Source organism: Methylobacterium sp. BTF04 (assembly GCF_010692745.1).
Lineage (GTDB): Bacteria > Pseudomonadota > Alphaproteobacteria > Rhizobiales > Beijerinckiaceae > Methylobacterium.
On the sequence record NZ_JAAHTB010000019.1, the window covers coordinates 69955 to 95068 of the forward strand.

The window sequence follows — 25114 nt, forward strand, 5'->3', positions numbered from 1 at the left end:
TCCCCGTGTCGAACCCCCGTATCGTCTATCTCAACGGCGAATTCCTGCCCTTCGCCGAGGCGCGCGTTCCGATCATGGACCGGGGCTTCCTGTTCGCGGACGGCATCTATGAGGTGTCGGCGATCCTCGACGGGCGCCTGGTCGACAACGCGGCGCATTTGGCCCGCCTCGACCGGTCGCTTGGTGAGATCGGCATCCGCAATCCCTATTCCCTCGCCGAGTGGATCGCGCTCGAGACCGAACTCGTCGCCCGCAACGCGGTGGCGGAGGGGCTCGTCTACATGCAGGTGACACGCGGCGTCGCCGAGCGCGACTTCGCTTTCCCGAGCGCCGACACGCCGCCGACCGTGATGATGTTCACGCAGGCCAAAAACGTGTCGGCCAACCCGATGGCCGAGACCGGCGCCAAGATCATCACCGTGCCGGACATCCGCTGGAAGCGGCGCGACATCAAGTCGATCGCCTTGCTGGCCCAGGTTCTGGCCAAGCAGCAGGCCGCGGAGGCCGGTGTCGCGGAAGCCTGGATGGTTGAGGACGATGCGGTGACGGAGGGGGCCTCCTCCACCGCCTTCATCGTCACCAAGGCCGGCGCCATCGTGACCCGGCCACTCTCCACCGCGCTCTTGCCCGGCATCACCCGGCTCTCGGTCCTGCGTCTGGCCGAAGAGGCAGGCCTCAGTTTGGAGGAGCGCCTGTTCAGCGTCGCGGAAGCCTGCGCGGCGGCCGAGGCCTTCTACACGAGCGCGTCGGCGTTCGTGATGCCGGTGGTGTCCATCGACGGCCATGTGGTCGGAGACGGCAAGCCCGGTCCGCTGACGCGCCGCCTGCGCGAACTCTACCTCGGAATGGCCCGCGAAAGCGCCTGAGCGCGTGGACCACGGTCTCACGTCAGGATTGCAGTACGGCAACGCCTCGCAAGCAGGCCTCGCAGGAACGCTTCGGCGCCGGGTCGGTTTTCAACCGAACTCTGCGTGGAAGAAGGTCCAACGATGCGTAACCTGTTGTCCGGCGCCGTCGCCCTGACCCTGATGGCGGGCGCCGCTTTCGCCCAATCGCCCGACGTGCCGCTGAAGGGGCGCGACACGTCCCCGAACCTGCCGCCGCCCAATGAGACGATCCCCGACAAGGTGCGTCCCTCGGAGGGCTCGGCCGATGGCGGCACGTTGAGCGACCGCCTCCAGAAGAGCGACGGCGTGATCGCGCCGCCGGGCAATGCCGCCCCCGGGATGGTGGTGACGCCGCCCGATCCGAACCCTGGTTCGATGCCGGTGATCAAGCCGGGCGATCTGCCGGGTCGGCAGCCCGGTACGGAGGCGAAGTAATCCGACATCGTCGGCGCTCCAGGGCGCCGGGAGGGTCCTTTGCCGGCCGCTTGCTTGATTTCTGCGCACGGATCGCGGAAAGACCCGATGATCACGAAACGGTCCGTCCGGAAGGCCGGGCCGTTTTCGCGCGGGTTACGACACAGGTCTTGAGTGAATGGCAAACGTCGTCGTCGTAGGCGCCCAGTGGGGTGACGAAGGCAAAGGCAAGATCGTCGACTGGCTCTCCGAGCAGGCCGATGTCGTCGTGCGCTTCCAGGGTGGCCACAATGCCGGCCATACGCTGGTTGTCGACGGGGTCACCTACAAGCTCGCGCTTCTGCCGTCCGGCGTCGTGCGCGGCGGCAAGCTTTCGGTGATCGGTAACGGCGTCGTCGTCGATCCGTGGCATCTCGTGGACGAGATCGCCCGGCTACAGGCGCAGGGCGTCGAGATTTCGCCCCGCACCCTGCGCATCGCCGACAACGCTACCCTGATCCTGCCGCTCCACCGTGAACTCGACCATTTTCGCGAGACGTCCAACGCCGGCCTCAAGATCGGCACCACCAAGCGCGGCATCGGCCCGGCCTACGAGGACAAGGTCGGCCGGCGTGCCATCCGGGTGGTGGATCTGGCCGATGAGAGCACCCTCGAATCGAAGATCGAGCGGGTGCTGACCCATCACAACGCCCTGCGTCGCGGTCTTGGAATCGCCGAGGTCGATGGGACCGCCCTGCTCGCCGAGCTGAAGGCGATCGCCCCCACCATCCTGCCCTACGCCGATACCGTCTGGAAGCTCCTCGACGAGGAACGCCGTGCCGGGAAGCGCATCCTGTTCGAGGGCGCACAAGGCGCGCTTCTCGACGTCGACCACGGCACCTATCCGTTCGTCACCTCGTCCAACATCGTGGCCGCGCAGGCCGCCACCGGGTCGGGCATGGGGCCCTCCGCCATCGGCTATGTGCTCGGTATCGCCAAGGCCTACACCACCCGGGTCGGCGAAGGCCCGTTCCCCACCGAACTGTTCGACGAGATCGGCGAGACCATCGGCGCCAAGGGCCGCGAGTTCGGCGTGAATACCGGGCGCAAGCGCCGGTGCGGCTGGTTCGACGCGGTGCTGGTGCGCCAGACCGTGCGGACGTCGGGCATCGACGGCATCGCCCTGACCAAGCTCGACATCCTCGATGGTTTCGAGACGATCAAGGTGTGTACCGGCTACCGTCTCGACGGCCAGATCATCGACCACCTGCCCGCCAATCAGGCCGCGCAGGCCAAAGTCGAGCCGATCTACGAGACCATCGAGGGCTGGTCGGGCACCACCGCCGGGGCGCGCTCCTGGGCGGACCTTCCGGCGCAGGCGATCAAGTATGTCCGCCGGGTCGAGGAATTGATCGGTGCCCCGGTGGCGCTGCTGTCGACCTCGCCGGAGCGCAACGACACCATCCTCATGCACAACCCCTTCGAGGACTAGCCATTTTCGAGGGTCTCGGACTTGGCTAACGTAGCGGCAATGCGACCACTCTGAAACGGAGAGCCGTGACCGTATCGACGGGTACGGCTCTCGAGCGGCTGGCGGGACGGGCCAGACACTCGCGGCGATTCAGGCGGACCCAAGTCAGGGCGGACCCAAGTCACGATGGCCGACTACTATCCACTCCTGGCGCGGGCCCTCGATGCGATGCCGGATCGCTCGCCCGCCCTCCGCGAGGCGGTCTACAAGCGCGCGCGGGGGGCCTTGATCGGGCAACTCCGCTCCCTCGAGCCACCGCTGGCCGAAGCCGATATCGAGCTTGAGAGCCGGGCCCTCGAGAACGCCATCGAGCGTCTCGAGCGCGACCATGGTGGCGCTCCGCCGGCCGTACAGCCTCCTGCCCCCGCGCCACTTCCAGAACCAGAGCCTGAGCCTGAGCCTGCTCCGGTCGAGCCGCCGATGGCGTCCGCTCCGATCGACCTGCCGGAAGCCGTGATGCCCCCGGCGCCGCCTCCGATTTTACGGGCTGAGCCGGTTCGCGAACCCGTCGCCGACGTGACCCAAGCGGCCTATCCCGTCATCGCGGAAAAAGAGCTCGAATCGGCTGAGCCCGCCATCCGTATCCAGCCACGCAAGGGCCGCACGCCGCTCGGCGGAGCGGATGCAGAGGAAAGCCCGAAGCCGTTCCCGGCGGCGGTGGACACCACGCCGGAGCCCACCGCTGCCGATGCGGGCCAACTCTCGGATCCCAGCATCGTCGATGCCGGTGGCAGTCGACAACGTCCCCGCATCGACGTGGTGGCGCCACGCCAGGGACGGTCGCGTCTGGTGCGCAATGTCTTAGTGGGCAGCATCCTGCTCGCCGTCATCGGGCTGATCGCGGTGGCGGCCTTCCTGCTGCGCGACAAGCCCGCAGACCTGCAGCCCAGCACCGCCGAGATCCAGGACGGTGCCACGGACGGTGCCGAATCGAAATATGCGGACCGCGTCGGTGGCGATCCGGCACCGAGCGAGAAACCAACGCCGGCCCCGAACGCTGCCGCGCCGTTGCAGACGGCTCCTCAGCCCGACGTCTCTGTGTCGCAGCGTGCAGTGCTCTACGAGGAAGGCCCCACCGGGGCGAACGCCCAGCCCGTGACCACTCAGGGTCGCGTGGTCTGGCGGCTTGAGAATGTCAGCGGCGAACAGGGTCAGCCCCTCGAAACCGCCGTGAAGGCCACCGTCGATTTCCCGGGCGCGGGCCTCAGCCTCGTCATGACGATGCGGCGCAACCTCGACGCGACCCTGCCCGCCTCACACACGATCGAACTGTCGTTCACCACCACCGGACCGGCCGGCGAGAAGCGGGCGGTTCAGGATATCGGTTTGCTTCAGGCCAAGGACGAAGAGAGCACTCGCGGCTCCCCGGTATCGGGCCTGCCGGTACGGGTGCGTGAAAACCTGTTCCTGATCGGCTTGTCGTCGCTGCGCAGCGACATCGACCGCAACACCGAACTCATGCTGCACAAGAACTGGTTCGATCTCGCCGTGAAGTTCACGTCCGGTCCCCGCGCCATCGTGGCTCTGGAAAAGGGCGCCGCCGGCACTCAGGTGCTGCAGAAAGCCTTCGACCAGTGGCACTGAACTGACCACCGCGCCCCACCGGCGCGGCGGTCTTCGCCACAAAAAGCGTCAGGCGTGCAACTCGGCGCGCGGCGCTTCGCGGGTGGCGAGGTTGCGCTTGACCGCCTCCTGAATCTTCTCGAAGGCGCGAACTTCGATCTGCCGAACGCGTTCACGCGACACGCCGAATTCCCCCGACAGGTCTTCCAAGGTGATCGGATCGTCCGACAGGCGGCGCGCCTCGAAGATGCGCCGCTCGCGGGCATTGAGCACCGAGAGCGCGTCGCGCAGGGCCGAGAGCCTGTTCTGGCCCTCTTCCTCGCGGGCGAGCACCGTCTCCTGGCTCGGGCTGTTGTCGACGAGCCAATCCTGCCACTCGCCCTCGCCCTCCTCGCGCAGAGGCGCGTTGAGCGATGTGTCGCCGGACAGGCGGCGGTTCATGTCGACCACCTCCTGCTCGGGCACGCCGAGCTTGACCGCGATCTGCGCTACCTGGTCGGGCTTGAGATCGCCCTCTTCTAGGGCCGAGATCCGACCCTTGGCCTTGCGCAGGTTGAAGAACAGCTTCTTCTGGTTGGCGGTGGTGCCCATCTTCACGAGGGACCACGAGCGCAGGATGTATTCTTGGATCGCCGCCTTGATCCACCACATGGCATAGGTCGCCAGCCTGAAGCCCTTGTCGGGCTCGAAGCGCTTGACCGCCTGCATCAGACCGACATTGCCCTCTGACACCACTTCGCCGATCGGCAGGCCGTAGCCGCGATAGCCCATGGCGATCTTGGCCACGAGGCGCAGATGGGATGTGACGAGGCGGTGCGCCGCGCCGCGGTCGCCCTTCTCACGCCAGTCCTTGGCGAGCGTGAACTCCTCGTTCGGCTCGAGCATCGGGAACTTGCGAATCTCGTCGAGATAGCGCGAAAGGCCACCTTCGGTGGCGAGCACTGGCAGTGCGCCGGCCATGGACTTACCTCCTCGAACGGTCCCCCGAATGGGCGGACCAAGGTCCGGGCCACCGCTCCCTTGAGCCGGCTGCCCGATTCCCCATCTCTAATGGGAAACCGGACGTCCTGAAAGGCGGTCCGTCATACGAACGTCGGCATCAACGCGCCGGCGCTTCGTTGGCTCATGGGTGACACGAAAAGCTGGAAGCCCGAGTGCCGTTCCGCACGCGATTCGCATGGCGGCTTGACAGTGGCGGTTCGGTTACTTCGCCGGCGTGTCCGCTCTGAGGGCCGTCAGGAGTCGTTCCATCGCCGGTGGCAACGGGCTCTCGAAATGCAGCGGTTCGCCGCTGCGCGGATGCGCGAAGCCGAGCACGCTGGCGTGCAATGCCTGACGCCCGAGGGCGATCAGCGCGGCGCGGGCGCCTTCTCCAAGAAGGCTCGCCTTGGTCTTGAACGCCCCGCCATAGACCGTGTCGCCGAGGAGTGGGTGGCCGCGGTGGCTCAGATGCACGCGGATCTGGTGGGTCCGTCCGGTTTCCAACTCGCAGCGGACCAGGGCGACGTTCCCGCGCGGATCCGGCACCTCCTCGACCCGGTAATGGGTGATGGCGTGGCGCCCGTCATCCGCCCGCACCACGGCGATCTTTTCGCGGTTGCGCTGGCTGCGCGCCAGATTGGCGTCGATGGTCCCGACGCGCGGCTCCAGGGCGCCCCAGACCAGGGCGCGGTAGGCGCGCTCCAGGGGGCCGGTGAGGCCATGGTCGGCGAATTGTGCGGTGAGGCCCTGGTGAGCGAGGTCGTTCTTGGCGACCACCAGCAACCCGCTCGTATCCTTGTCGAGGCGGTGGACGATGCCCGGCCGCCGCACGCCTCCGATCCCGGACAGCGAGGTTCCGCAATGCGCGATGAGCCCGTTCACCAGCGTGCCGGATGCATGGCCCGGCGCCGGATGCACCACGAGGCCGGCCGGCTTGTCGATGACGATGAGGTCGTCATCCTCGTAGACGACGGTCAACGCGAACGATTCCGCCACCGGCGCCGCCGCTATGGCCTCCGGGATCGTGACGCCGAGCATGGAGCCCGGACCGACCTTGATCGACAGGTCCCGGCACACCACCCCATCCCGCAGCACGTGGCCGGACCGGATCAGGTCCTGCAGCCGTGAGCGCGAGACATCGGGGAAGGCCCGCGCCAGCGCCCTGTCCAGGCGCTCCACCTCTACGTCGTCGCCGAGCGTCGTGCGACGGTCCTCCGGTCCCTGCAATGAACGGTCCTTCGTTCCAAAATTGTCCGATGCGGTGCGATCCGCCAATTTGGCTCTTGTCGGCTCGCGCGACCCTCGCTATACGATCGCCCATCGGCCGGGAAGCACCGATCGCAACGGCGATCGAGTGACTGACCACACGGCTTCCACATCTTCGTCTCGACGACAGAGGATCTGGGCCTAGTGGTTTCAACCGGAACGATAGCCGCGCCCATCGTCTAGCGGTTAGGACAGGTCCCTCTCACGGATCAGACCGGGGTTCGATTCCCCGTGGGCGCGCCAGTCAGAATAAAACCGCGAACACCTATGTTATTGAAATTATTAGATAAAATTTGTCGACCGCCGCACTCGGCCTTATCTCGGATGTCTGCAACTGGCCGAAAGCTTCCCGTCCAGTTTCTGGCAGGCTGTGGCCCTTGGAATAGCGGTACCCGTCGCGCCAGGTATTCCGCACCCCGTGGAGGGCGGCCTTAACCAGGGTACGGGTATCGTTGCTGGCCTCGTGCACGGCGGTCACCGTCGAACCAGACCGCTGCAGCCGGCCGCGGTCATGCTTCGAGGTGTGGAATAAAACCGTGAGTGGGAAGTCCCCAACCCACCGGCCTTTGGTTTCTCGCCAAGCCTCGCGGCATAGGTGGCCACCGCCTGCTCCATCGTGACGAGGTCCTCGACCCGGTCGGAGAAGCTGCACGTGACCTGTATGGTCCCGACCGGCGGCTACGGCAGATGCTGCGAGGTCGTCCGACCATCGGGCGCTGCGGGCAGATTGAGCATCGTTAGCGGATTCGATCCACCGCCCAGCATGGTGGCGGGCATGGTCCCGTTCCACCGGTGGGCCGTTTCGTAGGCCACCACCCCCGGATTGGAGGCGACGGCGGACCCGACCTGCTGGATGATCCGTGCCTCGGCCTCACCGGTAAGGGTCGTCGCCTGCGCGGCGCCCTCGGCGCGTAGGATTGCGGCCTCACGCTGGGCTCGGGCCTGGGCCACCGCAGCTTCCGCCTCTCCGTTGGCCTGCGCGATCCGGACGGCGGCCTGGGCGGCCGCCTGCACCTTGGATTGCTCGCCCTCGTAGCGGACCTTGGCCACGGTGTTCTCCGCGCGGATGGCGTCGTTCTTGGCCTGAACGGCGGCCTCGACCGAAGCCTGGAAGCTCGTGCTGTAGGTGATGCCGCTCAGTTGCAGATCGGTGATCTCAAGTCCGAAGATACCATTGAGGGCTTCCGAAACGTTCTTGGTGATCTGAGCGATGATCTGCTCGCGGTTGGCGGATATCCCAACGGTGTTCTGGGTCGAGAAGACCCGCAGCACCCGATCCGCCAGCACGGGACGGATGTTCTCGGAAATATCGACGTTACCCGTCCGGCCGACGCCGTACAGCAGTTTCAGGACCGCGCTAGCCGGGATGCGATAGGAGATCCCGAGGTTCACGGTCACCGCCTGATTGTCCACCGTGTAGACGGTAAGGCCGTTCAGCTTGAAAGTGTCGAGGCTGGTCTGGATGTGGTCCACCACGTCGACGAAGGGCATCTTCAGATGGAGGCCGGGCCCCACCGGCTGGTCCGTGATGACCGTTCCAAGCCGTCTCACGCCAGCCATCTCGGTCGGCTGCACAACGTAAAAACTACTGGACAGGATGGCCCCCACCACAGCGACCACCCCCACGCCGATGCTGAGGAAGCGCACCATGGCGGGCGGAAGCTGAGGTGGACGAAATTGCGTGGGCGTTGTTCCACCCCAAGGACCGTGTTCGGCTGCCATGTCGATTTTCCTGGCGCGGCCGCCACAGCGTGAAAGCCTTCAACGGCTTATCTGCGCGCCGAAATACGCGAAAGAAAGTGGTCGCTCTATCAACGGATGGATGCGGACGTGCGGCTAAACATCCATTTTACTGGATAATTTATAAAACCAAGCATTTTACTTATGGGTTATTTATAAGAGGGGGCCGATATCAAACGGGCCGAGGATCGTCTCAGCCTGCGGCATCGCTCCCGTAAAGCATCGCCCTGTGGATCCAGCGCGACCTGGATGGCGTCGGCTCCGTGCCACCCGGCGCAGGCAGGTGTTCGATGCCGATCCGAACCGCAATCTTTGTTCGTGGTCGACGATGGCGTGCAGGGCCCCGCGCCTCTCCACCGTTGTCCTCCTGGATCAAGGCTATCAGCGTCTTTTCGGCCATTCGACGGGGCTGCGGGAGGCCGGAAAAACAGCTTCCTTACTGCCACTTCGGGATGCGCATCTCCACCGTCCCGGCCCTGGTGCCAATCACGGTCGCTATGGCAGTTGCGCTCGACCAAGCGTTCGGCGCTTTTTGAACCTAGTGGATTGAAGGCGACGGATGAGTCCCTCATGGGATTCCCGTCGCGGTGATGGTGTGCGAGTCCGGGGCATGCGCCCTGGGATCATCGTCGACGTGAACGCGGCGGACCGTGCCTGGCTTGAAGCCATCATGGCGGATCGCAACAGCCCTCAGAAACCGGCAAGAGCAAGACCGCCGTCTGGCGCTGGCAGGAGCGCTTCGCCCAGGAAGGCGTGGACGGGCTCTTGCGCGACAAAACCCGTCCCTCGCGCATCGCGCCGTTCGGACCTGAAGTAAGCGAGCGGATCGTCGCCCTGACGTTGGCCGAGCCACCGGGTGAGACGACCCAGTGGACCGGGCGGGCCATGGCGAAGGCGGCAGGCGTGAGCCTCTCCTATGTCCAGCACGTCTGGCACGCGCATGGGCTGCAGCCGCACCGCATCCGGACCTTCAAACTCTCCAACGACCCGGCCTTCGCCGCCAAGGTCCGCGACATCGTTGGGCTTTACGTCGATCCGCCTGCCCATGCCGTCGTGCTGTCGATCGACGAGAAAAGCCAGATCCAGGCTCTCGACCGAACGCAACCGGGACTGCCGCTGAAGAAGGGCCGGGCCGGTACCATGACGCACGACTACAAGCGCCACGGCACGACGACCTTGTTCGCCGCCCTCGACGTGCTGGATGGCAAGGTCGTCGGCCGTTGCATGCAACGCCATCGCCATCAGGAATTCATTCGATTCCTCAACGCCGTCGAGAAAACCGTCCCGGCCAGCAAGGCCATGCACGTAATCCTCGATAACTACGCGGCCCACAAGCACCCGAAGGTCATCGCCTGGCTGGGTCGCCACCCACGCGTCACCTTCCACTTCACCCCGACAAGTGCGTCATGGCTGAACGCCGTCGAGGGCTTCTTCGCTGCCCTCACCAAGCGACGGCTGCGGCGTGGCACTTTCCTCGGCGTCGTCGATCTCCAGGCCGCCATCAACCGCTACCTCGCCGAACATAACCTCGACCCGACCCCCTTCCGCTGGAAAGCCGACCCAAACATCATCATCGCAGCCGCAGCGCGAGGGCATCAAACGTTGGATTCAATCCACTAGGTTGCCCCGGTCAGGCCGCGCACTTCCAGTTCCATCAAACGCTTGGCCGCAAAGGCGACCATCGCCATCAGGCCGCGAGCAGTCGTCATATCATCTATCCTCGGGGTCTCTTCGGTTCAGAGTTGGCTGTCGCGACCCAACCCTATCCGGCAATCGCCGATGGCCACCGCTCAGATATACATTTTCCTGGACACGATCAGAAAATACTTAAAGACGGGGGAATCCTATAATCTCCTACCTGCATTGAATTTTTATGCGGAAGGGCATTATCCTCTCTGGAACCCTTATATCATTTGCAAGATGTTGGCGTGTCGCCCCAATGGTGGCTTATGCATCTTATTTTGTGAGCTCTACGCAAAGATAGCTTGAGTGATTTTCGCCAATGTGCTGCATCCGCCTTGGTCATGGTAGTGGTGATAGAGCCTCAAGCTGAGGTCGACCATCCTCGGACATTTTGAGACGACCTTGGTCCTGCGCCGGAAGCGGGCCAGGAAATGTCGGATATTACTGTTGTCACGCTCGATAGGAACGGTGAGGTCCCTGCCGGTGAACAGTTGCTCCTGCGGAATCAGCCGATGATATCCGTCCCAATCGTCGGTGACGAAGGTAATTCCCGTCGTTCCCGTCTTGGCGAGAAGCTTGCGGCAGGTTGCATCATCACGGCGGCCCAAAACCCAGGCCACAGTTCGCCCGCCGACAGGATCATAGGCGCGCCAGAGCCAAAGCTGGCCTGACTTTTTTTCACGAAATGCCACATCTCGTCGATGACCAGGATTTTGACGTCGGCTGGAACAGCCGGCTCTGGCAGAGCCTCGGCCTCGGCACGGACCCAGCGCAGGATGGATACGTCGCTCACGCCCAGGATGCGTCCGATCATCCCGAAGCTCATGTTGCCCATCGCGTAGAGCAGCACGGCCATTGCCTTCATTGCCGCCGGCTTACCTCTGGGGGGTGTATTCGTGAAGTTGCAGCCGCAGGCTCGACAGCGATAGCGCTGAAGACCGCGCACGAAACCGCTCTTGGTCGCTTCCGTCCCGCTGCAGGCCTTGCACGATAGCATCGCCATGATCCCCTCCTAACGAGCGAATCATCATTATGAATCAAAGCGATGCGGTTTGATATCTATAGGTAGGACTCTCCTTATTTTGAATGACTAAATCTAAACGATCATATTCCCAAACATATCGGCTCTTGCCCGGACCCGTAGCCCGACCGACCATTCGGAACCTAGTCGATCCGAAATCGAAGCGCCAACGCCTGCAAAGTTTTCGCTCCCGATGCCGGCCTTGCGGCATACCTTTCCACGGATTTCATCTCGGTGGTGATGGCATCGTTCAGGCCGACCGAACCGTTTGGATGGCTACTTTTTCCCGAGCGTCGCAGGCAGGCTTTCCGATAGGGTGTGCCGAGTTCTGCCGGGCCCTCCGCATGACAATGCCAGCATCGGGCTGAGCCGGTCGGTTATGCTGCACCCGCATTAGTCAACGGTTTGGCAATTCCAGAAGGCCGGGCCACGCGACCCGAAATCCTAATGCAATCTTTATAAAATCGCCTTTGCTTCCGTCTCGAACCCTAATGCGGTTCCCGGCGATACTGTGGGACGGGCGCGACCGGTCACGTCACCGGCGCGCCGAACGGGAACGGACGCCTCCATGCTCGACATCGCATTCATCGCCGCGGGGCTCACCTTTTTTGGCCTGGCCGCCGGCTACGCCGCCCTCTGCGAACGCCTCTGAGGAGGCCGCCATGACCCTCGACCTCACCCTCGGCGCCCTCGTGACCCTCGGGCTGCTCGGATACCTCACCTACGCCCTCGTCCGCCCCGAGCGGTTCTGAAGGAATATCTCTCATGACCATCAACGGCTGGATCCAGATCGCGCTGTTCTGCGTGGTCGTCCTCGCGCTCGTCCGTCCTCTGGGCGGCTACATGACCCGCGTGTTCACGGGTGAACGCACCTTCCTCTCGCCCGTGCTCGCCCCCGTCGAGCGCGGGCTCTACCGCGTCGCCGGGATCAACTCGGCGCAGGAGCAGCATTGGCTGGCCTACGCCCTGGCGATGCTGGCCTTCCACGTCCTCGGCTTCCTCGTGCTGTACGCGCTGCTGCGCTTCCAGTCGGTGCTGCCGTTCAACCCGGACGGGCAGTCCGCGGTCGGTCCGGACCTCGCCTTCAACACGTCGGCGAGCTTCGTCACCAACACCAACTGGCAGAACTACGGCGGCGAGACGACGCTGTCGTACCTCACGCAGATGCTCGGGCTGACCCACCAGAACTTCCTCTCGGCGGCCACCGGCATCGCGCTCGCCGTCGCCCTGGTGCGGGGCTTCTCCCGCGCCTCCGCGAAGACCGTAGGGTCGTTCTGGGTCGATCTGACACGCTGCACCCTCTACGTGCTGCTGCCAATCTGCATCGTCTACACGCTGTTCCTGGTCTCCCAGGGCATCCCGCAGACATTGGGCGGGGCAGTGGAGGCGACTACGCTGGAAGGTGCCAAGCAGACCATCGCGGTCGGCCCGGTGGCGAGCCAGGTCGCTATCAAGATGCTCGGCACCAACGGTGGCGGCTTCTTCAACGTCAACGCCTCGCACCCGTTCGAGAACCCGACGGCGCTGTCGAACTTCATCCAGATCGTCTCGATCTTCGCGATCGGCGCCGCGCTCACCAACGTCTTCGGCCGCATGGTCGGCGACGAGCGGCAGGGCTGGGCCATCCTCGCCGCGATGGGCGTGCTGTTCCTCGCCGGAACCGCGGTGGTCTACTGGGCAGAGAGCGCCGGCAGCCCCGTCCTCAACGGCCTCGGTCTCACCGGCGGCAACATGGAGGGCAAGGAAGTCCGCTTCGGCATCGTCGCCTCGGCCCTGTTTGCGGCCGTGACTACCGCGGCGTCCTGCGGCGCCGTCAACGCCATGCACGACTCGTTCACGGCGCTCGGCGGCATGATCCCGCTTATCAACATGGAGCTCGGCGAAATCATCGTCGGCGGCGTCGGCGCCGGCCTCTACGGGATCCTGGTCTTCGTCATCGTCACGATCTTCGTGGCCGGCCTCATGGTCGGACGCACGCCGGAATACCTCGGCAAGAAGATCGAGGCCAAGGAGGTCAAGATGGCGATGCTCGCCATCCTGTGCCTGCCGCTGATGATGCTGGGCTTCACGGCGCTGGCCACCGTGGTCGCGGCGGGCCTCGCCGGCCCGGCCAATGCGGGTCCGCACGGGTTCTCGGAGATCCTCTACGCCTTCACCTCGGCGGCCGCGAACAATGGTTCGGCCTTCGGCGGCCTGACCGGCAACACCGTGTTCTACAACACGACGCTGGCCATCGGCATGCTGTTCGGACGGTTCTTCGTGATCATCCCGGCGCTGGCCATCGCCGGGTCGCTCGCGGCCAAGAAGACCGTACCGGCCTCGGCCGGGACGTTCCCAACCCATGGTGGCCTGTTCGTCGGGCTGTTGGTGGGCGTGATCCTCATCGTCGGCGGCCTGACCTTCTTCCCGGCCCTGGCGCTCGGACCCATCGTCGAGCACCTCGCCGGCGGTCTCGGTCAAACCTTCGCGGCGGGGGGCTGAGATGCAACTCGCCATGCTTCCTATCCGTAATCGCGCCGCGATGCGGCGCGCCCTGGCCCGACACCGGCCGCGGTCGCAGCCTTGGAGCCGGATCGAGAGCGACCGGAAGGACGTCCGACTCTCAGACGTCATCCTCGCCTTGCTCGGCCTGACCATGCTCGGCGCCCTCGGCCTGATGGCCGGGACCGCCCTCCTCGGCCGCGCCCTGGCGCCCTGAGCCCCGCTCCTCGGCGCGGGACCGCGCCGGCACCCCAAAGACGTCTCTCATTCCGGACAACCGCAATGGCCCGCCCAAACTCGACCAGCCTGTTCAGCGCCGCCCTCGTCGGGCCGGCGCTCGTCGGCGCCCTGACCAAGCTCGACCCGCGCAAGATGATCAAGAACCCGGTCATGTTCGTGGTCGAGGTCGTCGCCGCGCTCACCACCGTCCTGTTCATCCGTGACGTCGCGACAGGAGGCGCGAACCTCGCCTTCTCCGGCCAGATCATCCTGTGGCTGTGGTTCACCGTGTTGTTTGCCAACTTCGCCGAGGCCATCGCCGAAGGCCGCGGCAAGGCCCAGGCCGACAGCCTGCGGCGCACCCGCACCGAGACCATGGCCAAGCGCCTCACAGGCGCGGGCCGGGACTTTGAGACCGTTCCCGGCAACGACCTGAAGGTCGGCGACGTGGTCCTGGTCGAGGCCGGCGACATCATCCCGTCGGACGGCGAGGTCATCCTCGGCGTCGCCTCGGTCAACGAGGCGGCGATCACCGGCGAGTCCGCCCCCGTCATCCGCGAGTCCGGCGGCGACCGCTCGGCGGTGACCGGCGGTACGCAGGTGCTCTCCGACGAGATCCGGGTGCGCATCACGGCGGCCGCTGGCTCGACCTTCGTCGACCGCATGATCGCGCTCGTCGAGGGCGCGTCACGCCAGAAGACCCCCAACGAGATCGCGCTCAACATCCTGCTCGCGGGCCTGACCATTATCTTCGTCTTCGCGGTCGCCTCGATCCCGAGCTTCGCCTCCTATGCCGGCGGATCGATCCCGCTGATCGTGCTGGTGGCCCTGTTCGTCACCCTGATCCCCACCACCATCGGCGCGCTCCTGTCCGCCATCGGCATCGCCGGCATGGACCGTCTGGTGCGCTTCAACGTCCTCGCCATGTCGGGCCGCGCCGTGGAGGCCGCCGGCGACGTCGACACCCTGCTCCTCGACAAGACCGGCACCATCACCCTGGGCAACCGCCAGGCCACCGAGTTCCGGCCGGTGCGCGGCGTCACCGAGCAGGACCTCGCCGATGCGGCGCAGCTGGCCTCGCTGGCCGACGAGACCCCGGAGGGCCGCTCCATCGTGGTGCTGGCCAAGGAGAAGTACGGGATCCGGGCCCGCGACATGGCGAGCTTGAACGCCACCTTCGTGCCGTTCACCGCCCAGACCCGGATGAGCGGCGTCGATCTCGATGGTTCCTCGATCCGCAAGGGCGCCGTCGAGTCGATCATCGCCTCGGTGAGCCAGCAGCCTTTAACCACCCGTGGATCGAGCGCGGCCCTGGCCTACAGCCCGGGCGTCGTCGACGAGACCGTGCGCGAGATCCAGGCCATCGCCGAGGACGTGGCCAAGGCCGGCGGCACGCCGCTCGCCGTGACGCGGGACGGCCAGCTTCTGGGTGTCGTCTACCTCAAGGATATCGTGAAGGGCGGCATCCGCGAGCGCTTCGCGGAACTGCGCCAGATGGGCATCCGCACGGTGATGATCACCGGCGACAACCCGATGACCGCCGCCGCCATCGCCGCCGAGGCCGGCGTCGACGACTTCCTCGCCCAGGCGACCCCGGAGGACAAGCTGGCGCTGATCCGCAAGGAGCAGGCGCAGGGCAAGCTCGTCGCCATGTGCGGCGACGGCACCAACGACGCCCCGGCTTTGGCCCAGGCCGACGTCGGCGTCGCGATGAACACCGGCACCGTGGCGGCCCGCGAGGCCGGCAACATGGTCGACCTCGACAGCGACCCGACCAAGCTCATCGAGATCGTCGGCATCGGCAAGCAGCTGCTGATGACACGCGGCGCGCTGACCACCTTCTCCATCGCCAACGACGTCGCCAAATATTTCGCCATCATCCCGGCGATGTTCCTGGTGCTCTACCCGCAGCTCCAGGCCCTCAACGTGATGGGGCTGGCCTCGCCGCAGAGCGCGATCCTCTCGGCGATCATCTTCAACGCGCTCATCATCGTCGTGCTGATCCCCCTGGCGCTCAAGGGCGTGTCCTACCGCGCGGTCGGGGCCGGAGCGCTGCTGCGCCGGAACCTCCTGGTCTACGGGCTCGGCGGCATCCTGGTGCCCTTCGTCGGGATCAAGGCCATCGACCTCGCCATCACCGCCCTGCACCTCGTCTGAGCCGCCCCGAACCGCCACCTAGGAGCACGCCATGTTGAACCAGATTCGCCCCGCCCTCGTGCTGCTGATCGCCCTGACGGCCATCACCGGGCTCGCCTATCCCCTCGCGATGACCGGCATCGCCGGGGCGATCTTCCCGGCCAAGGCCGCCGGCAGCCTGATCGAGCGCGACGGAAAGGTCGTCGGCTCCACCCTGATCGGGCAGTCCTTCACCAGCGAGCGCTACTTCCAGGGCCGCCCGTCCGCGACCAGCGCCGCCGACCCGGCGGACGCGACCAAGACCGTGCCGTCGCCCTACAACGCGGCGAACTCGTCGGGCTCCAACCTCGGCCCGACCAGCGCCGCGCTCGCCGAGCGGGTGAAGGCGGATCTCGCCACCCGGCAGGCCGAGAACCCCGGCAAGCCGGTCCCGGTCGACCTCGTCACGACGAGCGGCTCGGGCCTCGATCCGGACGTCTCGCCCGACGCGGCCCTGTTCCAGGTGCCGCGGGTCGCAAAGGCGCGCAGCCTGCCCGAGGATCGGGTCCGCGGGCTCGTCGAGGCCCAGACGCAGGGTCGCTTCCTCGGCCTTCTCGGCGAGCCCCGGGTCAACGTGCTCGCCTTGAACCTCGCCCTGGACGGCCTGGGTTCGAAGTAGTCTCGCCGGATGAGCCCCTTGCCGACGCCGATCCCGCACCGCGATCCCGACCGGCCTTCCCCCGACGCGCTGCTGGCGGCCGCGCGCCGGGAAGAGGGCCACCGCGGCCGCCTGAAGGTGTTTCTCGGCGCCGCTCCCGGGGTCGGCAAGACCTACGAGATGCTGACCATCGGGCGGGCCCGTCTCAAGGCCGGCACGGATGTCGTCGTCGGCGTGGTCGAGACACACGGGCGTGCGGAGACCGAAGCCTTGGTGGAGGGCTTCGAGACCGTCGCGCGTCGCCCGGTGCCGTATCACGGGACGGTCCTGGCGGAGATGGACCTCGACGCCCTGCTCGCACGCCAGCCGGCGCTGGCGCTCGTCGACGAGCTCGCCCACACCAACGCTCCGGGCTCGCGGCATCCGAAGCGCTACCAGGACGTCGAGGAGCTGCTCGACGCCGGCATCGACGTCTACACCACCCTCAACATCCAACACGTCGAGAGCCTCAACGACGTCGTCGCCCAGATCACCCGTATCCGGGTGCGCGAGACCGTACCCGACGGCATCCTCGACCGGGCGGACGACATCGAGGTGGTCGACCTCAACCCGGACGACCTGATCCAGCGCCTGCGCGACGGCAAGGTCTACGTGAAGGGCAACGCCGAGCGCGCCCTCAAGCACTACTTTTCGCGTGGAAACCTGACGGCGCTCCGCGAGCTGGCGCTGCGCCGCACCGCCGACCGCGTCGACGACGAGCTCCTCAGCCACATGCGGGCCAACGCCATCGCGGGCCCGTGGGGCGCCGGCGAACGCGTTCTCGTCTGCGTCAGCGAGGACCCGCGTTCCGCCGGCCTCGTGCGTCATGCCAAGCGCCTCGCCGACCGGCTGCACGCGCCCTGGACCGCCCTCACCGTAGATGGACCCCACAGCCTCTCACTCGACGAGGCGGCGCACGACCGCATCGCCGACACGCTACGCCTTGCCGACCGCCTCGGCGGCGATGCCGTCACCATCCCGGGCGGGCGACGCATCGCCGACGACATCCTCGCCTTCGCCCGCTCGGCCAACATCAACCACATCATCCTCGGCAAGGCCGACCGCTCGCCGCTTTTCGAGATTCTCAATGGCTCGGTCGTTCACGACATCGTCCGGCGCTCGGGCAACATCAGCATCCACGTCATCACCGGCGAGGCCACGAAGGCCGATCCCGTCCCGGCGAAAACCGTCGCGACGGCGGTCGAGAAACCTCCCGTCGAGATCTTGCCCTATGCCATCGGGCTCCTGAGCACGGGGGCGGCGCTCGGTCTCGCGCTGCTGGTCGAACCCTATCTCGGCGTCGAGAATGCCGACCTGATCCTGCTGACCGCCATCGTCGCCGTTGCCGTGCGCTTCGGGCTGGGTCCGTCGCTGCTGGCCGTGGTCGCGGCGTCGCTGGCCTACAACTTCTTCTTCCTGCCCCCGGTCTACACTCTGACCATCGCGGACCCGACCAACGTCGCCGCCTTCCTGCTGTTCACGGTGGTGGCGGTGGCCGTCTCGAACCTGGCGTCCCGCTCCCGGCGCGAGGCGGTGGTCTCGCATGGCAGGGCGCGCGCCACGGAACGGCTCTACGGCTTCAGCCGCAAGCTCGCCGGATGCGCCACCCTCGACGACGTGCTTTGGGCGACATCGGCCCAGATCGCCGCGATGCTGAGGGTTCGGGTGGTCGTCCTGCTGCCCGATCAAGGGACGGTCTCGGTCCGGGCGGGCTTTCCCCCTGAGGACATGCTCGACGCGGCAGACCTCGGTGCCGCCAAGTGGGCCTTCGACAACGAGCGCCCGGCCGGCCGCGGCGCCGATACCCTGCCGGGTGCCAAGCGCCTGTTCCTGCCCATGCGGACGGGACGCGGCATCGTCGGGGTGATCGGCCTCGATACCGACGGCACCGGCCCGATCCTCTCTCCCGAGAACCGACGCCTGTTCGACGCGCTGGCCGACATGGCCGCATTGGCCATCGAACGCGTGCGGCTGGTGGAAGACCTCGACCGGGCCGAACGCGCCGCCGAGACCGATCGTCTGCGCCAAGCCCTTTTGACGTCGATCTCACACGATCTGCGGACCCCGCTCGCATCGGTCCTCGGGGCGGCCACCACCTTGCGCGACCTCGAAGAGGCCTTGCCCCGCGAAGCCAAAGGGGAGTTGCTTGCGACCATCATCGAGGAATCTGAGCGGTTGAACCGCTTCATCGTCAACCTCCTCGACATGACCCGACTGGAGGCAGGGGCGGTCGCGGCGAGCCTCACGCCGCAGGACGTTGGCGAGACGGTCGATACGGCCCTGCGCCGCCTGGGTCCGATCCTCGCCGGTCATCGGGTCGTGCTCGATCTTCCGGCCACCTTGCCGGCCTTGCGCCTCGACCCGGTCCTGTTCGAACAGGTGCTGGTCAACCTGCTCGACAACGCCGCCAAGTACGCCCCCGACGCCTCCACCATCACCGTCAGGGGCGTGGCCGAGCGTGGGCAGGTCCGCCTCACCGTTCTCGACGAGGGCGATGGCCTGCCCGAGGCCGACGTCGAGCGGGTGTTCGACAAGTTCTACCGTGTCCGCAAGTCCGACAGCGTCCGGGCCGGGACGGGGCTCGGTCTCGCCATCGCGCGCGGCTTCGTCGAGGCCATGGGGGGAACGCTGACGGCGGGCAACCGCCGCGACCGCCTCGGGGCCGTCTTCACCATACTCCTGCCCGTCCCCCCGGCGGGACACGTTCATTCGGATCTGGCGGCATGAGCATGAACATCCTGGTCATCGACGACGAGCCGCCGATCCGGAAGCTCTTGAGCATGGGCCTTGCGACACAGGGCTACGAAATCTTCGAGGCGCCGAACGCCCGTACCGCCCTCGATGTCCTATCCCGCGAGACGGTCGACCTGATCATCCTCGACCTCGGCCTACCCGACATGCGCGGGCACGACCTGCTCCGCCTCATCCGCAAGGACCATCGCGATCTACCGATGGTGGTTCTCTCCAGCCGGGACGACGAAGCGGGCAAGGTCGAGGCGCTCGACCTCGGGGCCGACGACTACGTCACGAAGCCCTTCGGCATGGGCGAGTTGCTGGCCCGCATCCGCGCGGCCCTGCGCCATCAGTTGGCGGTCCAGGGCGAACGGGCCCTGTTCGAGGTCGACGGCCTCAGCGTCGACCTGGTGCGCCGCCTCGTCCGGGTTCGCGGCGCGGAGGTGAAGCTCACCCCGCGCGAATACGACTTCCTGCGCGTCCTGATCCAGCACGCCGGTAAGGCCCTGACCCATTCCCAGCTGATGAGCGAGGTCTCCACCTCCTCCGACCCGCAATACCTGCGCGTCTACATGCGCCAGCTTCGCCTCAAGCTGGAGGCCGATCCCGAGCGTCCGCGCATCCTGCTTACCGAGACCGGCGTCGGGTACCGCCTGCGCGCCCCGGACGATGAAGTCCGAGCCTGAGTTACACCTCACGCATGTGATCAGACTGGGTTACCCGGCATCCCCACGCTCGACGGAGCGAACACCTTGATCCATCCCGCAGTCGCGCGACCGAGCCATCCCGAATGACCATCGACGAATTCCTATCGCCAGACCAAGTCGCCGTTGGGGTTCGGGTGGCCGGCAAGGCAGCGCTCCTGGACGACCTTTCCCGCAGGGCCGCGCAGGCGCTCGACCTCGATGTGGAAGCGGTACGGTCAGCACTCGGGAAGCGCGAGGGCCTCGGCTCGACCGGGGTCGGGGATGGCATAGCCCTACCGCATGCGCGGCTTGAGAGCGTCCGGCGTCCGTTCGGATGCCTAGTCCGTCTTCGCGATCCGGTGGACTTCGATGCCATCGACGAGCGGCTGGTCGATCTCGTCTTCCTCCTGCTGCTCCCGACCGACGCGCAGGGCTCGCAACTGAACGCCCTGGCCTGCGTCGCCCGCCGGATGCGCGATCCCGAGGCCGCGGCGGCGATGCGGGGCGCGCGCGACGCTGCCGCGCTGTTCGCGATCATGAGGGGCGTCCAGACGGTGCGGTGAGGTCCATGCAACCATGTTCGACCTGCAGGCGCGCTCGTCAGGTCCCGCGTGGTCCCAGAAGAATGACAGCGGCGCCGACGAGACAGATCGCAGCCCCGCCGACATCCCATCGGTCGGGGCGGTGTCCCTCGGCCAGCCATAGCTACAGGATCGACGAGACGATGTAGACGCCACCATAAGCCGCGTATGCGCGTACGGCGTTCTCGCTGTCGACGAGGGTTAGCAGGTAGGCGAACAGGGCGAGCGACGCCATGCCGGGCGCCAGCCACCATGGCGACCGGTCGAGACGAAGCCACGCCCAGAAGGCGAAGCACCCGGCGATTTCGGCAACCGCGGCGCCAGCATAGGCAAGGAATGTCATGTCCTCGCCATTCGCCACTGCGCGGTCGCGGTCAAGCCTGGAAGGGTGGCGCCGAGCCCGTCAAATAAGGTCGAGTGACACCATGCCGAGCTCCTCGAACTCAGCCAATACCCGCTGACCTGGAATGACGCGCACCAGACCCGTGCAACTGCCCGCCGCGACCACCTCGCCGGCCTCTATGCGTCGCCCGCGTCCGGCGAGCCACCGTGCCGTCCAGGCGACGGCGCCGACGGGAGCGCCGAACGTGTCCGCCCCTCGGCCCCGTGCGACGACGTTCCCGTTCAGGCTGACGCTGATGGCTGTCGAGGCAAGGTCGACCGAGCGCCAGTCCTGCACCCGGGGGCCGAGGACGTGGATCACGTCGAGCCCGAGATCGGCGGTCGCCGTGAACGCGTTCAAGGGGGTGCGGTTGGGAACCCGCCGGCCGAGGATCTGTAGTTCGAGATGGCAGGCCAGGCAGGCGTCAGCGGCCTGATGCTCGCCGTTCCTCCCCTCCGCTGCATCCTCCAAGGGACGCCCGAGGACGAAGCTGTACCCCGCGCCGAGCCCGATGACCCCATGCGGGAGAAGGAAGGTCGAGCCGTCCTCCAGGAGGGCTCCGCGGAGCAGCGGGGCGATCACCGGTTCGGTGCAGCCGAGTAGCCGGGTGGTCATCGGACTGGTGGCGCTCAGGGCGTAGCCGACCTGGGTGCCTGCCAGGATACGCAGCGTCGCCTCCTGCACGTCCTCGGCCTCGGCCATCCCCGTCAGGCGATGGAGGCCCGCGTCGAGGCACTCCTTGCCGGAGCGATGGGCCGACGCGAGGGCCTCCGCGATCCGCTCGATCTCGTCCGGTGTCAACGTCATGGCTCCCGGCTCCGGGCGAGCGTCACGCCCGGGTGGTGCCGCCGCCGGATCGGATGCCGTCGCATTTGGCCATCCCTCCGACGGTGCCCGTGCTCCTGCGTGGCGAAATGGTGGATCAGCGCCATCACCGGCAATCCGATGCAGACCGTCGCCAAGGTGGCGGAGGCGGAGAGGCCCAGCACCCAGCCGGCGCCGGCACCCACGGTGAGGGCGCACCCCGTCACGGCGAACCGTGCGATGAGGCGGCGGGCATGGCGTGCCCGCAGGCGTCGGGCCGCGTCACCCATCTCAGATCCTGAGTTCGATGCGGTCCGTCGCAATGACGACGGCGTCCGGACGATGACCGGTGAGGTCGACAGCGTAGTGGAGCGCATCGTGCCGCGAGCGGAAGAGGCCGCCGCCCAGGCCGTGGGTCTCGACGGCGACCCAGTGACCCTGAGGATCCTGGCCGACGATGAAGCTGGTGGAGGGAGGACGGGTGGCCTCGGTTACAACGGCGGAAACCGGGAGGAGGACGGGCATGGATCGGCTTGGGTTCACGCGATCCATCGTCGGGACCGCATCCCTAATCTGAGTCTGGGCGCATAAGGGTTCGAGCGGGAGAGTGGGGCTTCCGCATAAGTGTCCCATCAGGATTCCTTGCGAATGCACGGACACGCGGCGAAGCTCACTCGAAACGCGGCCTGCCGTGGCCTACCTTTGTCCGGTGGCGACGCGGCGCCGCTGGAGGATGTTCGCTTGCGCGAGGTGGGGTCGCCGATCCGGCGGGTGATCTGGTTCTGTGCGCCGCTTTTCGCGCTGGCTGTTGCGAGCCTTGCCTACGCCTACCTCACGCAACCGACCACGCTCGTCGTCGCCGTGGCTCCGAATGGAGGCTCGGAGCCGGCGTTGATGCGGGCCTACGCGGAGGCCTTAGCCAAGGGAAAGGCATCCATCCGCTTGCGGATCGTGCCCTTCGACGGAGTCCGTGAGAGCGCCGAGGCCCTCCGTGACGGCAAGGTCGATCTCGCGGTGGTGCGGCCCGACGTGTCGATGCCGCGCAACGGGCTTACCCTGGCGGTCCTGCGCGAGCAGGCGACCTTCGTGGTCGCACCTCGCCAGGGCGGCATCGACGGGTTCCCCGCCCTCGCCGGCAGGCGGCTTGGTATTCTGGCACCCCGGAAGGCGGATCATGCCCTCGTGCGAAGCCTCGTGGAGCGGCACGGTCTGGAGCTGAGGGACGATGTTCCGGAAGGCGACGTGCCCGGGCGGACGGTGGCCCTGGTCCCGGTGGAGGAAGGCGATCTCCGACGTTTCCTCTCCGAGGGGCGCATCGCCGCCGTGGTCCTGCTGACCACGCCGACGTCGGCGGCCGCGCAACGCATCGTCGGGATCGTCCGGGGGGCGGACGCGAACGACGAGGCGACCTTGTTCGGCGCGCCCGACGCGGCGTCCACCCTGGCGCGGCTTCCCCGTCTCCAGACCGTCACCATCCCGGCCGGTCTCTACGACGGGCAACCGCGTCTTCTGGCCGAGGACGTCCAGACGGTCGGGTCGTCCTACCGCCTCATGGCTCGTTCGACCCTTTCCCGGAGCGTCGCCGCTGAGGTGACCCAGCACCTGTCCGAGATGCGCGCGCTCCTGTCGGAGGCCACGCCCGCGGCGGAGGACATCTCGCACCCCGCCTACGACACCACCGTCGGCGCGACCAGCGCACGGTTGCCCATCCATCCGGGAGCCATCGACTACTACGAGCGCGAGCAAGAAAGCTTCATCGAGCGCTACGAGAGCTGGATCTACCTCGTGGCGATCTTCGGCGGCAGCCTCGGGTCCGTGGCCGCATGGCTGCGCCAACGCGTGGGGCGCATCCGGCGCGAGCGGATCGAGGTGGCGACCCTGCGCCTGCTAGAGATCCGCTCGAATGCCCGAAGTGCCACCGACCGGGCCGAGCTGGAGGCGATGGCGGGTGAGACCGACGACCTGGCGGCCAGCATCGCCCGCCATGCGATGAGACGAACGAGCCCCGCACCCTGGCGGCGGCGACGCTCGGCGTGGATGCGGCGCGGTCCACTATCGCGAGGCGCCTCGGTCGCCCCGCGGACACCACCGCAACGGCTGACTGATGCGAGGAAGCCCAGGCATGATGACGTCGACGAACGACATTCCCTTCGAGCGCATCCGCGAGCGGGCCTTCGAGCTCTGGGACCGCAATCACAGGCCTGAGGGCCTCGACATCCAGTTCTGGCTACTGGCCGAGCGGGAGCTAAGGACGGACGCCACTGGTGGGGAAGGGCAGGCGCACGAGACCGACGCTCACGACGGTGGCGGCGTATCATGAGCGTCGGCACGATGGCAAGCGCCGACAAGGCTGCGTATTCCGACGAAGCCGGCCGGGGATTCCGATTTGAAGCCGGCCGTCATTCCGAGGCGAAGACGGCCACCGTTCCGATTTGAAGCCGGCCGGTGATGGAGGCATTCCCGCGGGTCTGGGGTGAAGATCACGAGGTTGGTTCAGGCGGTCAAGCGGCTTGCTCGGCCGCCTTGCGTTTGCGCAAGCTCTCGCCGGCGAGTTCGATCCGGTGCGCGTTGTGAAGCAGCCGGTCGAGGACGGCATCGGCAAGCGTCGGAATGCCGATGATCTCGTACCAGCGGTCGACCGGTACCTGGCTGGTGATCAGGGTCGCGCCGGTGTCGTAGCGATCCTCGATGATCTCCAGGAGATCCCGCGCCTGCTCGGGTAGGAGCGGTTCGGGGCCCCAGTCGTCGAGGATCAGCAGGTTCACACGGGCGATCTGGCGCAGCAGCCTGCCGTATCGGCCATCGCCGCGGGCGAGGCTCAAGGCCGCAAACAGGCGCGGGACCCGATAGTACAGAACCGAGAGGTCGTCCCGGCAAGCCTTGTGTCCCAGCGCGCAGGCCAGCCAACTCTTTCCAACGCCGCAGGGGCCGGTGATGACGAGGTTGCGCCGGGTCCGGATCCAGTCGCCGGTGGCGAGCTTGAGGAACAGCGCGCGGTCGAGGCCGCGATGGCTGCGGTAGTCGACATCCTCGATGCTGGCAGGGTGGCGCAGGCGGGCGGCCCGTGCGCGGGTCTCGAAGCGCTTCTGCCGGCGGGCGGTGGCCTCGTGTTCGAGCAGGAGCCCGAGCCACTCGGCGTGCGAGAGCGCGCCGGCTTCCGGATTGGCGTCGAGCGCTCTGTAGCCAGAGGCCATGCCGGTCAGGCCGAGTTCGCGCAGGAGATCGAGGGTGGGATGAGTGAGCATCGGTAATTACCCACCCCCTTGCGCGGGGTGGATTTCACTGATTCCCTCACCGGATGGGCCGAAGCGATCTTGAGCGGCTGAGCCGCGAGGAGCTGATCGAGCTGGT

At 66.8% G+C, this 25114-nt stretch carries 22 protein-coding genes, 1 tRNA gene and 4 pseudogenes; 16 read left to right on the top strand and 11 right to left on the bottom strand.

The annotated features are described in order from the left end of the window. Window positions 1-5: 5 nt before the first annotated feature. The 4 genes from G3T14_RS13415 to G3T14_RS13430 all read left to right on the top strand — a co-directional run bounded on the left by G3T14_RS13415 (window position 6) and on the right by G3T14_RS13430 (window position 4395). Entirely contained in the window at window positions 6-866 is an 861-nt protein-coding gene (locus G3T14_RS13415) for a D-amino-acid transaminase (protein WP_163643052.1), read from the top strand. Window positions 867-989: 123 nt separating this feature from the next. Then, window positions 990-1322, top strand: coding sequence for a hypothetical protein (locus G3T14_RS13420; RefSeq protein ID WP_163643053.1), 333 nt, complete (start codon window positions 990-992; stop codon window positions 1320-1322). A gap of 157 nt (window positions 1323-1479) precedes the next feature. Continuing rightward, window positions 1480-2772, top strand: a complete 1293-nt coding sequence (locus G3T14_RS13425; RefSeq protein WP_163643054.1) for an adenylosuccinate synthase — start codon at window positions 1480-1482, stop codon at window positions 2770-2772. Window positions 2773-2937: 165 nt separating this feature from the next. Beyond that, window positions 2938-4395: a histidine kinase gene (locus G3T14_RS13430; RefSeq protein WP_163643055.1), complete on the top strand. Its 1458-nt coding sequence runs from the start codon at window positions 2938-2940 to the stop codon at window positions 4393-4395. Between the two features lie 48 nt (window positions 4396-4443). Here G3T14_RS13430 and rpoH read toward each other — a convergent pair whose 3' ends face one another. After that, a complete protein-coding gene (rpoH, locus tag G3T14_RS13435; RefSeq protein ID WP_163643056.1) occupies window positions 4444-5334 on the bottom strand; it encodes an RNA polymerase sigma factor RpoH in 891 nt (296 codons plus the stop codon). A 243-nt stretch (window positions 5335-5577) separates the two neighbouring features. Continuing rightward, on the bottom strand, window positions 5578-6582 hold the full coding sequence (locus G3T14_RS13440) for an RluA family pseudouridine synthase (protein ID WP_163643057.1): 1005 nt from the start codon (window positions 6580-6582) through the stop codon (window positions 5578-5580). Window positions 6583-6789: 207 nt separating this feature from the next. Here G3T14_RS13440 and G3T14_RS13445 point away from each other — a divergent pair. Further along, window positions 6790-6864 (top strand) — tRNA-Glu (locus tag G3T14_RS13445). Between the two features lie 133 nt (window positions 6865-6997). On the opposite strand, the pseudogene G3T14_RS25030 reads toward G3T14_RS13445, so the two are convergent. The 3 genes and pseudogenes from G3T14_RS25030 to G3T14_RS25035 form a co-directional block, all read right to left on the bottom strand. After that, a pseudogene (locus G3T14_RS25030) lies at window positions 6998-7278 on the bottom strand (Y-family DNA polymerase); the annotation flags it as partial. A gap of 21 nt (window positions 7279-7299) precedes the next feature. After that, window positions 7300-8343 (bottom strand): SPFH domain-containing protein, encoded by a 1044-nt coding sequence (locus tag G3T14_RS13450; protein WP_163643058.1) that lies wholly within the window; start codon window positions 8341-8343, stop codon window positions 7300-7302. Between the two features lie 382 nt (window positions 8344-8725). Then, a pseudogene (locus G3T14_RS25035) lies at window positions 8726-8900 on the bottom strand (transposase); the annotation flags it as partial. A gap of 71 nt (window positions 8901-8971) precedes the next feature. Here G3T14_RS25035 and G3T14_RS13455 point away from each other — a divergent pair. Next, window positions 8972-9981, top strand: a pseudogene (locus G3T14_RS13455) (IS630 family transposase). 568 nt (window positions 9982-10549) lie between these two features. On the opposite strand, the gene G3T14_RS25040 reads toward G3T14_RS13455, so the two are convergent. Continuing rightward, window positions 10550-11047: a hypothetical protein gene (locus G3T14_RS25040; protein WP_246733325.1), complete on the bottom strand. Its 498-nt coding sequence runs from the start codon at window positions 11045-11047 to the stop codon at window positions 10550-10552. A 680-nt stretch (window positions 11048-11727) separates the two neighbouring features. Here G3T14_RS25040 and G3T14_RS13465 point away from each other — a divergent pair. From G3T14_RS13465 to G3T14_RS13500, 8 genes are all read left to right on the top strand, one after another. Next, window positions 11728-11817, top strand: a complete 90-nt coding sequence (locus tag G3T14_RS13465; protein WP_036267122.1) for a K(+)-transporting ATPase subunit F — start codon at window positions 11728-11730, stop codon at window positions 11815-11817. 13 nt (window positions 11818-11830) lie between these two features. Continuing rightward, window positions 11831-13546, top strand: coding sequence for a potassium-transporting ATPase subunit KdpA (gene kdpA / locus G3T14_RS13470; RefSeq protein ID WP_163643060.1), 1716 nt, complete (start codon window positions 11831-11833; stop codon window positions 13544-13546). Window positions 13547-13559: 13 nt separating this feature from the next. Then, window positions 13560-13763, top strand: a complete 204-nt coding sequence (locus G3T14_RS13475) for a hypothetical protein (protein ID WP_163643061.1) — start codon at window positions 13560-13562, stop codon at window positions 13761-13763. Between the two features lie 65 nt (window positions 13764-13828). Continuing rightward, window positions 13829-15922, top strand: coding sequence for a potassium-transporting ATPase subunit KdpB (gene kdpB, locus G3T14_RS13480; protein WP_163643062.1), 2094 nt, complete (start codon window positions 13829-13831; stop codon window positions 15920-15922). Between the two features lie 31 nt (window positions 15923-15953). After that, a complete protein-coding gene (locus G3T14_RS13485) occupies window positions 15954-16559 on the top strand; it encodes a K(+)-transporting ATPase subunit C (RefSeq protein ID WP_163643063.1) in 606 nt (201 codons plus the stop codon). Between the two features lie 18 nt (window positions 16560-16577). Then, window positions 16578-19304, top strand: coding sequence for a sensor histidine kinase KdpD (locus tag G3T14_RS13490; RefSeq protein WP_246733326.1), 2727 nt, complete (start codon window positions 16578-16580; stop codon window positions 19302-19304). Further along, window positions 19301-19996: a response regulator transcription factor gene (locus tag G3T14_RS13495; protein ID WP_163643065.1), complete on the top strand. Its 696-nt coding sequence runs from the start codon at window positions 19301-19303 to the stop codon at window positions 19994-19996. The genes G3T14_RS13490 and G3T14_RS13495 overlap by 4 nt, the downstream gene beginning before the upstream one ends. Window positions 19997-20100: 104 nt before the next feature. Next, entirely contained in the window at window positions 20101-20559 is a 459-nt protein-coding gene (locus tag G3T14_RS13500) for a PTS sugar transporter subunit IIA (protein ID WP_163643066.1), read from the top strand. 37 nt (window positions 20560-20596) lie between these two features. Here the strand turns inward: G3T14_RS13500 and G3T14_RS13505 are convergent. From G3T14_RS13505 to G3T14_RS13520, 4 genes and pseudogenes are all read right to left on the bottom strand, one after another. Continuing rightward, window positions 20597-20920: pseudogene (locus G3T14_RS13505) on the bottom strand (YnfA family protein). Window positions 20921-20980: 60 nt separating this feature from the next. After that, window positions 20981-21766: a fumarylacetoacetate hydrolase family protein gene (locus G3T14_RS13510; RefSeq protein ID WP_163643067.1), complete on the bottom strand. Its 786-nt coding sequence runs from the start codon at window positions 21764-21766 to the stop codon at window positions 20981-20983. Continuing rightward, window positions 21763-22053 (bottom strand): hypothetical protein, encoded by a 291-nt coding sequence (locus G3T14_RS13515; RefSeq protein ID WP_163643068.1) that lies wholly within the window; start codon window positions 22051-22053, stop codon window positions 21763-21765. Before G3T14_RS13515 ends, G3T14_RS13510 begins: the two co-directional genes overlap by 4 nt. A 1-nt stretch (window position 22054) precedes the next feature. Further along, entirely contained in the window at window positions 22055-22288 is a 234-nt protein-coding gene (locus G3T14_RS13520; protein ID WP_163642992.1) for a hypothetical protein, read from the bottom strand. Between the two features lie 123 nt (window positions 22289-22411). On the opposite strand from G3T14_RS13520, the gene G3T14_RS13525 reads away from it, so the two are divergent. Both G3T14_RS13525 and G3T14_RS13530 read left to right on the top strand, forming a co-directional pair. Then, a complete protein-coding gene (locus G3T14_RS13525) occupies window positions 22412-23968 on the top strand; it encodes a TAXI family TRAP transporter solute-binding subunit (RefSeq protein ID WP_348645267.1) in 1557 nt (518 codons plus the stop codon). Beyond that, on the top strand, window positions 23889-24083 hold the full coding sequence (locus G3T14_RS13530) for a DUF2934 domain-containing protein (protein WP_163643074.1): 195 nt from the start codon (window positions 23889-23891) through the stop codon (window positions 24081-24083). The genes G3T14_RS13525 and G3T14_RS13530 overlap by 80 nt, the downstream gene beginning before the upstream one ends. Window positions 24084-24264: 181 nt before the next feature. Here the strand turns inward: G3T14_RS13530 and istB are convergent, their stop codons facing one another. Further along, on the bottom strand, window positions 24265-25008 hold the full coding sequence (gene istB, locus G3T14_RS13535) for an IS21-like element helper ATPase IstB (protein WP_012606268.1): 744 nt from the start codon (window positions 25006-25008) through the stop codon (window positions 24265-24267). Window positions 25009-25114: the final 106 nt, after the last annotated feature.

Bases quoted from the DNA above. Each gene is read 5' to 3' on its own strand.
- G3T14_RS13420 (WP_163643053.1), top strand. From the start codon at position 990: ATGCGTAACCTGTTGTCCGGCGCCGTCGCCCTGACCCTGATGGCGGGC.
- G3T14_RS13425 (WP_163643054.1), top strand. From the start codon at position 1,480: ATGGCAAACGTCGTCGTCGTAGGCGCCCAGTGGGGTGACGAAGGCAAA.
- G3T14_RS13430 (WP_163643055.1), top strand. From the start codon at position 2,938: ATGGCCGACTACTATCCACTCCTGGCGCGGGCCCTCGATGCGATGCCG.
- rpoH (WP_163643056.1), bottom strand. From the start codon at position 5,334: ATGGCCGGCGCACTGCCAGTGCTCGCCACCGAAGGTGGCCTTTCGCGC.
- G3T14_RS13450 (WP_163643058.1), bottom strand. From the start codon at position 8,343: ATGGCAGCCGAACACGGTCCTTGGGGTGGAACAACGCCCACGCAATTT.
- G3T14_RS25040 (WP_246733325.1), bottom strand. From the start codon at position 11,047: ATGGCGATGCTATCGTGCAAGGCCTGCAGCGGGACGGAAGCGACCAAG.
- G3T14_RS13465 (WP_036267122.1), top strand. From the start codon at position 11,728: ATGACCCTCGACCTCACCCTCGGCGCCCTCGTGACCCTCGGGCTGCTC.
- kdpA (WP_163643060.1), top strand. From the start codon at position 11,831: ATGACCATCAACGGCTGGATCCAGATCGCGCTGTTCTGCGTGGTCGTC.
- G3T14_RS13475 (WP_163643061.1), top strand. From the start codon at position 13,560: ATGCTTCCTATCCGTAATCGCGCCGCGATGCGGCGCGCCCTGGCCCGA.
- kdpB (WP_163643062.1), top strand. From the start codon at position 13,829: ATGGCCCGCCCAAACTCGACCAGCCTGTTCAGCGCCGCCCTCGTCGGG.
- G3T14_RS13485 (WP_163643063.1), top strand. From the start codon at position 15,954: ATGTTGAACCAGATTCGCCCCGCCCTCGTGCTGCTGATCGCCCTGACG.
- G3T14_RS13495 (WP_163643065.1), top strand. From the start codon at position 19,301: ATGAGCATGAACATCCTGGTCATCGACGACGAGCCGCCGATCCGGAAG.
- G3T14_RS13500 (WP_163643066.1), top strand. From the start codon at position 20,101: ATGACCATCGACGAATTCCTATCGCCAGACCAAGTCGCCGTTGGGGTT.
- G3T14_RS13510 (WP_163643067.1), bottom strand. From the start codon at position 21,766: ATGACGTTGACACCGGACGAGATCGAGCGGATCGCGGAGGCCCTCGCG.
- G3T14_RS13515 (WP_163643068.1), bottom strand. From the start codon at position 22,053: ATGGGTGACGCGGCCCGACGCCTGCGGGCACGCCATGCCCGCCGCCTC.
- G3T14_RS13520 (WP_163642992.1), bottom strand. From the start codon at position 22,288: ATGCCCGTCCTCCTCCCGGTTTCCGCCGTTGTAACCGAGGCCACCCGT.
- G3T14_RS13525 (WP_348645267.1), top strand. From the start codon at position 22,412: ATGCACGGACACGCGGCGAAGCTCACTCGAAACGCGGCCTGCCGTGGC.
- G3T14_RS13530 (WP_163643074.1), top strand. From the start codon at position 23,889: ATGACGTCGACGAACGACATTCCCTTCGAGCGCATCCGCGAGCGGGCC.
- istB (WP_012606268.1), bottom strand. From the start codon at position 25,008: ATGCTCACTCATCCCACCCTCGATCTCCTGCGCGAACTCGGCCTGACC.